This window comes from Clostridium gelidum (assembly GCF_019977655.1).
GTDB lineage: Bacteria > Bacillota > Clostridia > Clostridiales > Clostridiaceae > Clostridium > Clostridium gelidum.
In genome coordinates this window covers 5,509,036-5,522,329 of the sequence record NZ_AP024849.1, presented here as the reverse complement: position 1 = coordinate 5,522,329, position 13,294 = coordinate 5,509,036, and the positions used below count along the sequence as shown (strand labels likewise).

The 13,294-nt window shown below is 28.8% G+C and carries 11 protein-coding genes; all 11 read left to right on the top strand.

The window, feature by feature from the left end:
• Window positions 1-204: 204 nt before the first annotated feature.
• The 11 genes from psyc5s11_RS25375 (at window position 205) to psyc5s11_RS25325 (ending at window position 13,091) form a co-directional block, all read left to right on the top strand.
• Complete coding sequence (locus psyc5s11_RS25375; protein WP_224035233.1) at window positions 205-1,347, top strand: glycosyltransferase family 4 protein; 1,143 nt, start codon at window positions 205-207, stop codon at window positions 1,345-1,347.
• A 250-nt stretch (window positions 1,348-1,597) separates the two neighbouring features.
• On the top strand, window positions 1,598-2,914 hold the full coding sequence (gene wzy, locus psyc5s11_RS25370; RefSeq protein WP_224035232.1) for an O-antigen polysaccharide polymerase Wzy: 1,317 nt from the start codon (window positions 1,598-1,600) through the stop codon (window positions 2,912-2,914).
• A 142-nt stretch (window positions 2,915-3,056) separates the two neighbouring features.
• Window positions 3,057-4,613 carry a murein biosynthesis integral membrane protein MurJ gene (murJ, locus tag psyc5s11_RS25365; RefSeq protein WP_224035231.1) on the top strand — a complete coding sequence of 519 codons (1,557 nt, stop codon included), beginning with the start codon at window positions 3,057-3,059 and terminating at the stop codon, window positions 4,611-4,613.
• 196 nt (window positions 4,614-4,809) lie between these two features.
• Window positions 4,810-5,196: a GtrA family protein gene (locus psyc5s11_RS25360; RefSeq protein WP_224035230.1), complete on the top strand. Its 387-nt coding sequence runs from the start codon at window positions 4,810-4,812 to the stop codon at window positions 5,194-5,196.
• On the top strand, window positions 5,193-5,903 hold the full coding sequence (locus psyc5s11_RS25355) for a glycosyltransferase family 2 protein (protein WP_224035229.1): 711 nt from the start codon (window positions 5,193-5,195) through the stop codon (window positions 5,901-5,903). Before psyc5s11_RS25360 ends, psyc5s11_RS25355 begins: the two co-directional genes overlap by 4 nt.
• 10 nt (window positions 5,904-5,913) lie before the next feature.
• Complete coding sequence (locus psyc5s11_RS25350) at window positions 5,914-6,930, top strand: NAD-dependent epimerase/dehydratase family protein (protein ID WP_224035228.1); 1,017 nt, start codon at window positions 5,914-5,916, stop codon at window positions 6,928-6,930.
• 20 nt (window positions 6,931-6,950) lie between these two features.
• On the top strand, window positions 6,951-7,694 hold the full coding sequence (locus tag psyc5s11_RS25345; RefSeq protein WP_224035227.1) for a glycosyltransferase family protein: 744 nt from the start codon (window positions 6,951-6,953) through the stop codon (window positions 7,692-7,694).
• On the top strand, window positions 7,691-9,619 hold the full coding sequence (locus psyc5s11_RS25340; protein WP_224035226.1) for a lysylphosphatidylglycerol synthase transmembrane domain-containing protein: 1,929 nt from the start codon (window positions 7,691-7,693) through the stop codon (window positions 9,617-9,619). Before psyc5s11_RS25345 ends, psyc5s11_RS25340 begins: the two co-directional genes overlap by 4 nt.
• Window positions 9,620-9,632: 13 nt before the next feature.
• Window positions 9,633-10,190: an HAD family hydrolase gene (locus psyc5s11_RS25335; protein WP_224035225.1), complete on the top strand. Its 558-nt coding sequence runs from the start codon at window positions 9,633-9,635 to the stop codon at window positions 10,188-10,190.
• A gap of 14 nt (window positions 10,191-10,204) precedes the next feature.
• Entirely contained in the window at window positions 10,205-11,260 is a 1,056-nt protein-coding gene (locus psyc5s11_RS25330; protein WP_224035224.1) for an acyltransferase family protein, read from the top strand.
• Window positions 11,238-13,091: a DUF6798 domain-containing protein gene (locus tag psyc5s11_RS25325; protein ID WP_224035223.1), complete on the top strand. Its 1,854-nt coding sequence runs from the start codon at window positions 11,238-11,240 to the stop codon at window positions 13,089-13,091. Before psyc5s11_RS25330 ends, psyc5s11_RS25325 begins: the two co-directional genes overlap by 23 nt.
• Window positions 13,092-13,294: the final 203 nt, after the last annotated feature.

The window sequence follows — 13,294 nt, the reverse complement described above, 5'->3', positions numbered from 1 at the left end:
TTAGCTCATAATTATACTTTTATTTGTTGATTTAATTATAATTTGGATGATTAAATTTTGTTAGAGTTCTTCTTGTATGTTTATGTGGAATATATAACGATGATCGGGTATAGAAAGAAAATATTATAACAAAGTATAATAGAAAAAATATACTTAAATATATTAGTATTTAAAGTTTAAATTATAAGTGTAGGTGAAAATAATATGAAAATTGTTTTAATAGGATTAGCTTCAGTTTTTACAGAAGGAATGACTTATCAAGATAATTTATTAGCGAATCAGTTAAGATATGATGGCCATGAAATAACAATTATATCAGAATGTTATAAATATCAAGATGGTGTAATAGTAAAAACACATGAGGAAGATAAGGTTTTACCTAACGGAATACATTTAGTGAGAATAAAATATAGAAATATATTAGGAGACTTTATATCAGGTAAAATTAGAGCGGTAAAAGGATTATATAATATTTTAGAGCAAGAGTGTCCAGACATAATTTTTCACCATGGATTGCAATCATATGAACTTTTGACCATAGTTAAGTACAAAAAAAAGCATACTGATATAAAAATTTTTTTAGATAGCCATGAAGATTTTAATAATTCTGCTACTAATTTTTTATCAAAATACATATTACATAAAATGTATTACAAATATATTATCAGAAGAGTATTACCATATATTGATAAAGTATTCTGTGTTGCATATGAGAGTTTCGATTTTTTACGACAGTTGTATGGTGTTCCAGATAATTTAATGGAATTCTACCCACTAGGGGGAATTATATTAGATGAATCTATACGTGAGGAAAAAAGAATTAAAATTCGCAAAAAGTTAATGTTGAAAAATGCTAATATTTTAATGGTGCATTCAGGAAAAATGGATAAACTCAAGAGAACTGATGAAATAATAAAAGCATTTATGCAAGTAAAATCAGATAAGTTTAGACTTTTACTTATAGGAACAATGCAAGATGATGTAAAAAAAGATATATTTCCGTTAATAGAATCTGATAATAGAATTAAGTTTTTAGGATGGAAAAATGGAGATGAATTATTAAATTATTTATGTGCTTGTGATTTATATGTACAACCTGGCACTCAATCAGCTACAATGCAAAATGCACTTTGCTGTGGAAGTGCAGCCGCGCTTTATCCATATTCAAGTCATAAGTATTTACTAAAGGATAGTGTGTTTTATATTGAGACTATAAATGATATGATGAATCTTTTTGATGATATTTCAAGAAATCCCGAGATACTCGAAAAAAAACAAATTCAATCCAATAAATTAGCTCATGAAATATTGGATTATAGGGTGTTAGCATCAAGATTATTTAAGTAAGCATGATTTATGTTTAATGTAAGAACATAATAATCATAAATTATCGCCCGGTTTAAAATAATATGAAATTTTAAGTAATGTTTTAAACTGAAATGAGTATTTCAATTAATGTCATGCATGGTATTATTTTAATATATCTTAAGTACTCTATTCTGTATATAATTATACTTTTATAGACTAGAATAATTAAGATGAAATTACTAAAATAATAAAAAAAGCTATGTGATTTTAGGAATAAGGGGAAAACTATATGTTATTATTTACAAATTTTATTGCTATTATATATATAATTTTTTTATTTAAAAGAAAATATCCTGTATCTTTATCAATGTATTGGGTAGTGGTTTTCTATGCAGTCTATATATTTGTTCCAACAGTTAGAAATCATATAACATATATTAAAGATATACCCAATCAATTAGTTGAAGAAATCGCTTTATATTCATTGGTAGGGTTAATATCATTCATAGCTACAAATCAAATTTTTTTATTTAAATGGAATAAAATGGGGGCTGTATCTCGAATAGAGATATCAAATAAAGCAACTAAGAATCTAGTTTATTTTTTTGTTTTAATTTTTATATTGATATTAATGGTAACAACTGGTGCGGAAGGATTAACAAAAATTTTTTCAACTGGTTCAGTTAATTTATTAGTTGAAGATAAGAGTATTTTTGATACTTTTAGAAATGTAACATTATTTTATTTGACCATATTAGGATCGGTGTTAGTTCTAACAGCCAGAAATATTAAAGAAAAAAAGAAATCAGTAATTCTATTTGTATTGATTATAATTATTATAGCAATAGTAGGATATGCTCGTAGAGTGATTATTTATCCTATATTTGTGGTAATGTTTTATTATTTATCAAGAATTAGAAACAAAACTAAAATTTTACTAGCACCATTATTAATTATTCCGGTTTTGTTTATTATTATGTTTTTAATGGGTTATATTAGAACTTTCGGAATTGGAAATTTAAATATAGAAAACATAATAAGCTATTTTAAGGATGGTAACTTTTTGGATATATTTATGTCTAATACTGATTTTTCAGCTTCATACTACTATTTAAGTAAACAAATTAGTTATGGTGAAATTGCAACAAGTCCACTAGGATATTTAAAAGTATTATTTGCGGCAATACCTAGATTAATTTGGGAAAGTAAGCCTCAGTATACTTCTGTTTCTATTTTATCTATTATTGAACCTTTAAAAGTTAGCCAAGGCTTTTCAGCAGCAACGGGGTATATTGGAGAAGCTTTAGCTACAATGGGAGTATTAGGAGTTGTTTTAGTTTCAGCAGTATGGGGAACAGCTTGTGGTTATTTAGATAAAAAATATCAATATATAGTAACTAAAAGAGTAAATGATATGAGAGCGGGGGTTAATAATAAGGGATTTACTATATTTGAATATATGTATTTATATATCGGAGCTTTATTAATTACGGAAAGTCATCGAGGAGATTTTGGTGCGGCTTCAATGGATTTTGTTTTGGAAGTAGTTTTTTTAGGAATACTATTAATATTTTTCTCTAGGAAATACAAAACAAAAACAATATAGTTACCAATTCGATTAAAATTAACATATATTATTTAGGTGCAAAATTATATAATATAAGTACATAAAAGGGTTATAGGCGAGTACTGACAACCTAATATATCAGTTTTACTGCGATTTTTAATTTATTTGGAAGGAAGTAAACATGACTAAGAAAAACATAATCAAATCAGCTGGAATAATTATTTTTATCAATATTTTAAGTAAAATATTAGGATTATTAAGGGATTCTACTATAGCATCTTCTTTTGGAGCTAGTATAGCAACAGATGCATATGCTATGTCACTAACTATACCTAATATTCTATATGGTATAATTGGTGCTGCAGTTTCAACAACTTTTATTCCTATACTTAGTGAGAGTTATAAAAATAATGGGAAAGAGGATATGTATAAATTTGCTAATTCTATAATAAATATAATTCTTATTATATCCATATTCTTATCTGTTTTTGGATGGATTTTTACACCTTCAATTGTGAAATTTATTGCACCTAATTTTGGAGGGGAAAAATATAGTCTTACAGTTAATCTTACTCGTATTAGTGTTCTAAATTTATTGTTTATGAGTATGACTTGTGGATTTGTTGCGTTACTTCAAACTATGAATGACTTTATTGCTCCAACACTTATAGGAATAGTTTATAGTATTCCTATAATTATGTACAATTTTATTGGATCAAAGCTTGGAATTTATGGTCTGAATATTGTGACCCTATTGGGTTTTGGTTTACAAATACTTATTCAGATACCGTGGTTAATTAAAAATGGTTATAAGTATAGATTTAAGATAGATTTTCATGATGCAAGGATAATAAAAATGTTTAGATTAATTCTACCGATATTAATAGGAACAGGGGTTAATCAAATAAATATACTTATAGATAGAATAATGGCTTCTGGACTTCCTGATGGAAGTATTGCATCTTTTGACTTTGCTTTAAAAATTAATGAAATAGTTTATACTATTTTTGCTATGGCAATTGTTACAGTTATTTATCCTAAGTTATCTATGGAGAGCTCAGGAAATGACTTGGTAAAATTTAAGGGATCTATATCAAAAGCAATAAATAATATAAATATCGTTATGATACCTTCTGCAATTGGACTTATGATTTTAAGAGTTACAGTAGTTAGTGTATTATTTAAACATGGAGCATTTAATATAAATGCAGTTACTATGACTTCTAATGCAGTATTATTTCTTGCTATTGGAATGATTTTTTATGGCATCAGGGATATATGTAATCGTGCTTTTTATGCGTTGCAAGATACAAAAACTCCAATGATTAATGGTATTATAGCAGTTGGTGCTTGTATAACTATGAATATAATTATGGTTCCTATACTAGGACTTGGCGGATTGGCACTTGCAAATACAACTTCTGCCATAGTGAGTGCATCTCTTTTAATAATAAATTTAAGAAGGAAAATTGGTAGCATTAATGGAACCAATATCATAATAAGTAGTTTGAAGATGTTCCTTGCCTCTATAATAATGGGGATTGTTGTATATAATGTTAACAGATTTATTCCAAGTTATATTGAGGGTTTTAAGGGTGAAATAATTACATTAATTATTTCTATAATTATAGGAATTATTATTTATTTTATTATGTTATTTATTTTAAAAGTAGAAGAATTTAAAATTATATTAGATATATTAAAGAAATACATAATGATTAAACTACAAAAACTATAAAGTATTGATTTTAGTTTTAGAGCTTTGTTTCAAATTAAAAAAATATAATCATAGGCTGAGTAAAAGTTGAAAAAATTGATGAAGTTCCAAAATGTATGGTATAATAATATATATTTTATATATAAAATAATTAACAATGATGGAAAACAATATTGTAAAAAGCACAAATTAAGGATTATAAGCAGGTGTGTTATCAATGATAAAAAGCATGAATAATAGCTTTTCGCGCTTTTTGCTGGTCGGTGGTACATCTACGATTTTGGATTATGTTATCTACATAATTTTAAGTAGGTATATTGATTATTCATTGGCAAAAGTCATTTCGATGTGTTGTGCATGTACTTATTCATTTTTTTTAAATAAGGAATTTTCTTTTAAAGACCAAAGTAAGAATAATATTGATCAACTTATCAAATATGTAGTCGCACAAGTTATTAACATTACTGTAAATGTTTTGGTAAATGCTTTTGTACTAAAGACGGTTGGAATTAAAATCATCGCTTTTATTGTTGCCACAGGAACGGCAATGATAGTTAATTATTTATTACAAAAGGTATTTGTGTTTAGAGGGGTAAAAAAATGAAGTTTTCAATTGTAATTGCATGCTATAACGAAGAAAAAAGCTTGGAAACGCTTATTGAACGTATATTGCCATTAACATTGAAATATAATATTGAATTTATTTTGGTGGAGAATGGCTCGACTGATAATAGTAGGGATGTTTTTAAATCTTTAGAAGCTATTGACCATAAGAGTATAGAAGTAATCTATGTAGATAAAAATCGTGGTTATGGCTATGGCTTACTACAAGGATTGAAAAGTGCAAGTGGCAATTATGTTGGATGGATACATGCAGATATGCAGATAGCACCTAAAGAATTATGTAAGTTCTTAAGTTATGCTGAAAAATTCGGCAATGATACGAGATTTTTTTTAAAGGGAAAAAGAGAGAATAGAAGTTTAGTTGACAGGCTTTTTACAGCAGGGCAATCTATCTTCAATTCAATACTCTTTATGGTTCCCTTATATGATGTCGGTGCTATACCAGTAATTTTTGAAAGAACGTTGTTGCATGGTATTGATATAGCACCATATGACTTTTCGATAGAATTGTTCTTTTACAATAAAGCAATAAAAAATAGATTTGTAATAAAAAGGGAGAGAGTAACTCTTATTGATAGAGAAAATGGCGCATCCTCATGGAATAAAGGTATAAAGTCAAAGTTCATGCAAAGTAGGGTTATCTTTGTTGACAGTATAAAAATAAGGTTGGGAATACCAGTTAGATAGGAGGATTTGTATGAAGGTATTAATTACGGGTGCAGCAGGATTTATTGGGTCACAATTAGCATATCGATTATGGAAAGATAAAAATGAATTATTATTGATTGATAATTACTCTTATGGAAGAGAAGATAATCTAATATTCTCAAAACATGATTTCAGAAATGAAGTTATTAATATGGATGTCAGAAATTCGGATGGGATAGCTAATTTGCTAAAAAATGGGGATGTTGATTATATATACAATATTGCGGGAATTGCACCCCTTCCAGATTGCCAAATGAATCCGCAAGAATCAATAGATGTGAATGTTATTGGGTTGGTTAATATACTTGAAAATGCTAGAAGATATGGTGTAAAGAAAGTAATTCAAGCTAGTACAAACGCAATATATGAAAATGAGACTGAGTTCCCAACTATAGAAACTAATTTCAAATTGCCTACTTTGATTTACCCAAATACTAAATACGTTGCGGAACGCTTTGCACAGTCATTTTGTGACACATATGGTATGAATGTGACTTGCTTACGATTTGCAAATGTTTATGGACCACATATTGATTGCATCAGAAAACAACCACCTTTGGTCGCATATATGATTCGTGAATTGTTTTATGACAGAATACCAGTGTTTCATTCTGATGGGAATCAAAGACGCGATTATATATATGTTGATGACTTAATTGAATTGGCGATATGTGTACAAAATACTGAGGGATTTGAGTGTGTCAATGTTTCCTCAAATTGCAATTATTCAGTAAATGAAATGTATGCAATTGTTTCTGAAATTATGGGAAAAGATATTAAATCTGTATATGCTTCTGATGCACATTACTGGGGGAATTATCCACAACTTTATAAAGGTACATATCCTATTAGAGACGAAATATTGAATCACGAAATAAATAAATATTCATTATGTGATAATATGTTGGCTGAAGAAAAGTATGGGTGGCAACCAAAAGTTTCTATGGAAGAAGGATTGAAACGCGTTATTGAAAACGAATGTGAACTGTTAGAGTCTTTGCAATAAAGTATAAGGAAGTGAAAACAATGGGAAAAATTCACCTTATAATGCCAATGGGTGGACGCGGTTCTCGATTTGTGGAATACGGTTATGCATTCCCTAAGCCTCTTATAGAACTAAATGAATTTCCGTTCTTTTTTTGGGCCACACAATCGATTAGAAAATTTGTCGAGTTAGCAAGTCTAGATTTTGTTGTACTCAAAGAACACGTAGAAAAATATGAAATTGATAAAAAAATAATAAGTTATTTTCCGGAAGCTAATATACATATAATTCCTGAAGTATTGGATGGCGCAGTTTTAACTTGTATGGAGGGGATTTTTGACATCTCTGACGATATGCCAATACTGTTTAATGATTGCGATCATTTGTTTAGAAGCATAGCTTTTAATGATTTTTGCCTAAAAGGGCAATTTGATTATGCAGATGGTGCGTTGTTAACATTTAAATCGGATGAACCAAAATATAGCTTTTTAAAATATGGTGAAAATGAAAATGTAACACAAACAGTTGAAAAAGTCGCAATCAGTAAAGATGCCATTTGTGGGGCTTATTATTTTAAAAAGAAATCAATCTTTATAAATGCTGTTGAGAAATATTTAAATAATTGTAAATATGATGAATATTTTGTAAGTGGTGTATATAATATTATGGCTGACGAAGGGCAATGTATCAAAGGTTTTGCTACTGACTATCATATTCCTTTTGGGGTACCAGATGAATATGAGATTGCAAAACGTACTGATAGATTTGGAGAATTACTTGTATGATATTATTTATGCTTGTCGCCATTATCACATTATTGATAGGACATGTTTTTAAAGTCCTTCGATGGAGTCTTTTTATTGACGTATATGAAAAACCTAATATTAATTCTTTATTGCTTGCTCTTTCTACCGGACATATGATGAATGCATTATTACCTATACGTTTGGGAGACTTTGTTAGAATGTATATATCTGGTAAAAATATGAAGAATAGGTATTTTTTAGCGATATCAACTGTTTTAATTGATATCTATTTAGACGTTGTTGTTGTGGGTGTGATATTTGCACTTTTACTTATATTTCCTGGTTTAAGTGATACATTTGCGTTTTATGCGCGTATTTTTGTGATATTAGCAATTGCTTCAACATTACTTTTGTTGCTTTTTTTTAGATTTAGCAAGCCGGTTAAAAAAATTATTCGTTATGTTAGCAGTATATTTAATCAAAAAATAGAATTGCGAATTTTATATTTGACTTGGTCATTGATTAATTCACTAAAAGATATATTAAGAAAGCTTAATAAGTCAAAATTCTTACTTTATACTTTAGGAATCTGGGGAGCGTATATTATATCTTATTATTTATTTGCAACGGCGGTCACAAAGATGGGGATAGAAATGACTACTGTAGATGTGTTTCTAACTGTATTTACTTCAAATTGTTGGTCGTTATTTAGAAATTATAATGCAATGTCGGGAATATATGGATTCTCAATGTTAATGCTCGTATTTACTACAGTTTCACTTTTGCCTGTATTAGCTTTCTCAATAGTAGGAATGCTCTTTTCTGCTAATAGTATGACAGAAGTGGAAACCAAGCAAAAATATCGTTATCTTTTGCCACAACTTAATCCGAATGAAAAATTAGCTTTTTTAGAAGAATACTTTTCAGGAGAAAACCGTGATAGAATATATCTTTATGTAAAAATCAACCAAGATGTGAATGTGATTCAGGACTGTTCTGCAGGCTCTAATGCCATAACAATTTTATGCATGGCAAATGATGAAACCTTTTATAGAAAATATGCATTTGGCGAAGATGCATATAAACTAAAGGAACAAATTTGCTGGTTGCAGAATCATGAAAAATTCCTACCGCTTCCTAAAATAATGAGAAACCATTTTGATGATAGTTATTGCAGTTATGATATGGAGTATGATAGCAGTGCTGTTGGATTTTTTACTTATATTCACTCAATTTCGGTGGAAGAGAGTTGGAATAAATTGAGCAATGTACTTAAAGTGTTGCATAGCAATCTTCATACAAATAATCTTAGAAATGCTTCAAATATTGATATTCACAAATACATTAATGAGAAAGTTGAAAAAAACATTGACTTAATTAAAAATTTTGGCGGTAAATTTCTTAAAGCATTATATGAATATGATTACTTGATTATAAATGGTACTAGATATAAGAATCTTAAACATTATAATCATATACTGAATCATGAATTCATTTATAAGATATTTATGAATGATCCATGCTCTGATATTCATGGTGATATGACAATTGAAAATATAATTTGCCTTTTACAAAGTGGGGACAGAGAGTTTTATTTAATTGATCCCAATACTGGAAATGTACATGAAACATCATATTTAGATTATTCAAAGCTATTACAATCACTTCACGGTGGATATGAGTTCCTTATGGCAACAACCAATGTTGAAATTGAAGGAAATAGTATTAATTTTTTATATGCGGTTTCTCACGCGTATAAGAGGTTGTATGAACGATACAATGATTATCTATATAAAAATTTTGATGAAGAATCAATAAAGAGTATATATTTTCATGAAATTGTACATTATTTAAGACTCATGCCATATAAAATTAGAAAGGATCCTAAAAAAGCAATTATATTTTATGCAGGTTTAATTATGGTTTTGGATGATGTATGTAATATGTTCTTATTAAATGATTAAGTGGGTGAAAAATGTGAAAGGAAAGTTGGCTATCTTAGATTTAGACGGTACATTATTTGATACTAAGGAAGTAAATTACATGGCATATAAAACTGCATTAGAGGAGTATGGCTATACAATTGAGTATGATTATTATTGCCAATATTGTAATGGAAGGCATTATACCGATTTCCTACATAACATAATTAAATCTAAAGATGAAATTGAAAATATACATAAAAGAAAGAAGGAACTGTATAGTAAGTATTTAGATAATGCAATACTAAATGAGCATTTACTGAATATTGCTAGAGGCATTAAGGAAGAATACTATTTATCATTAGTAACTACAGCATCACGAAAGAATACTGAAGAAATTCTTGATAAATTTTTCTTGGGAACGTTTTTTGACGCGATTTTTACAGCAGAAGATACTAAATTTGTAAAGCCAGATCCCGAAGGCTTTTTGCAGGCAATGAATCATTTTAAAATAAGTCCTGTGAATACTATTATTTTTGAAGATTCTGATGTAGGGCTTGAGGCTGCGCAAAATAGTGGCGCGTATTACATAAAAGTATATGGGTACAACTAATGAATATATATATAGTGAAAGATTATGCTATAAGTTCAATAAGGTGTATGGCGCTCTTGTTTGTTATAAATTGTCATATTATGGAACAATGCGGATATATAACAATGGGTAATTATTTTAGCGTTGGCGTCCAGATATTTTTATTTATTTCTGGATGGTTATATAGTACTAAAAAGTTTGAATCAGCTGACATAAAGATAAAATTTGTTGTGAAGAATTATTGCAAAATACTATTGGATTACTATGTATATTGCTCGCTGTTTGCATTACCAATTTATTACATATTAAAACCAGAGACCATAACAGTAGGTAGTATATTACGAGTTCTAACATGTTCGGGAACGATTGGTGGAATTCATCATTTATGGTATATACCATATCTTCTTTTCTGTTATTTGATTACGCCTGCATTGTATGATGTTGGAATAGGGCTTGAAGTCAAGTTATGGGGGGAGAAAAGTAGAAAAGGGTACTTTACGGTATTGTTGTTAATGGCATTATTAGTACAAATATTGATGTATGCCTTTAACTCATATTTTATTGCAGCTTGGATTTTTTGCTATGTTGCTGGATACTATTTTAACAGTATTTTAGAAAAATTAAAATCAAATAATATCGTTAATGTTGTCACGATTATATTTTTTTTGACAACTATTTTAGCAAATATTTTAAAATATTATTTTAAATATTATCTCCAAATCAATGTTATCGGAGTAAGATTAACTTTATTTACATTATTATACAACTACGCGCAAGCATTTTTAGGGATTTCTATTATCGTTATTGTGTATTTTGCGTTGAGGCATGTAGAGTGGAAAAAACACAGGGGTGTAATGAATGTTTTAGAATTTACAGACAAGTACTCTTATGATATATATTTAACTCATATGATATATGTAAAAGGTGTATTAAGTGTAATTGGTATAACAAAGAGTTTTGGGTTAAATGTTTTTATGGCGATATTTTTAAGCTTAGTAAGCGGAACTATACTACATATTATTTGTTGTATATTAAGAAATATTAATCAAAAGAAATGGGAGAAAAGAAATGAAAAGAAACAGATATATTGACAAAAATATTTTCATTGAGGTGCTTATGACATTTGTGACATCTTTGTGCATTTTGATTTGCTTCGTATCCGCATCAATAAGTTCGGATAATACAAATTATGCAATAGAGCAGCTACATGAATATGACAATTTTTTGTTTGTAAATAATCCATCATTTTCAACAGGCGAATTTTCACCACGATTTTTTATGAATTTTATTTTCACTATATTTATGAAAGCTTTGCATTTGAAGTGGGAAAATGTGGCAGTTTTTTTTATATATTTAGGTGTTGTTATAACAGCAATTGGTATTGTAAATACTGTATTTCGGTTGATTGACAATAAAAGAATATTTTATGCAGTGATACTTACAATATTTGTTGCAAAGGGGATAACGTCTGGATTATCCGGCTGGTCTACTTTCGTGCCTGGAACTATTGGACTGGGTACAGGCTTTGCATTCTCAATATTAGCCATATCATATGTCCTGGGGGAGAATAAGAGATGGAATATTGCATGGATTATTATAGCAATTTCTATGTTAATGCATGTTCACGAGGGTATATGGGGATTTTGCGCTCTGTTTTTACTGTGGATTATTGAGTGTATAATAAATCGAAAAATACAAATTAAAGATTTGAAAACTATTTGGATATTTGTAATTGTTGCAGCAATTTGTATTATACCGAGTATGAGGACAGATACCAGTGCATTAACTGATGCTAAATTTGTGTATATTTACGCTAATCAGAGAACTCCACATCATTTATTACCTTCGTATTGGGGGAAGAAAAGTATTATTCAATATTTTCTTATTCTTGTATATCCAGTTGTGTTATATGTTCAATGCTTATATTTTAAAAATCGTAAGGCAATTAAGAATTTCATAATCAAAGCATCGTTATGTCTTGTAGCGTGGTGTGGAGCACTAGTTATAACATATGTATTTACAGAAATCTTTCCTACTTCACTTATAGTTACTATGTATGTAACTAAGTTTTTTAAATATATATCTTTGCTTGCTATGATATGGTATATAAAAATCTTATATACATTTATTGAAGACAACAAAACAGTGATGGCATTAATGGTTTCTGCATTTGCAATGGTAGCAGTCAACGCGGGTATCATGGCTCCTATTTTATTTGTGGTATTGTTGTCCCTTATTTATTATATGATAAAATATGATACAAAACTGTCTGAATGTATTGGAATGCTGTTTATAATTGTGGAGATTAATTGGTTTAATAATTTGGGAATTCAATTAGTAGCTGTTGTACTGGGTATAATCATGTTATTAGCTATATTTCAATTAAATGTTATCAAGAAATTGAACAACACTAAAAAATACATATTGGCTATTGGTTGGGTAATTGGCATACTTGCATTATCTCTTTATGGGAAATTATATATAATTAATAACAGCAGTATATCAGTTTTAAATCCCAAAGATTACTTAATTGCAAGCTCAACACAAGATGTATATGATCTAGCTGAACTCTTTAGTGAAAATACAAAAAAAGATGATGTCTTTTTGGCAGATCCTGGTTCTGAGTCCGATGCTGTCGGCTGGTTACAAGTAATTTCTCGAAGAAGTTGTTACGTTCTATGGAAAACAACGCCTGCATCAAAAGGAAGTATAGAAGAGTGGTATGAGAGATATTTAAAAGTAAAGGGTATTTCAAATTTTGATGTACATAAAGTATTTAATTTAATGAATGAAGAAGGAATAAGATATATTTTAATTGATTCACGACAGTATGAGAAATATGATGAATCAGATTTGTTTGAGATATATTTAGAAGCTGGAGAGGACAGTTATAGGATTTATAAATTATCAACAGTGCAATAGGATATCTTTATAGATATGCTATTAGTGCAATTCAAATTTTTCACCGAAGTGCACCATTTACATTGAGGGGCATATATATAGTATTTCTTGGGCGTAGGCTCATTTAATGTGGCTCATTACAAGGCTATAAAACTATATATGTAGGGGCTCAATGTCAATGGTTAATATCTACATTGGAATTGTTAAAAGAGGCAGGTAAGGAA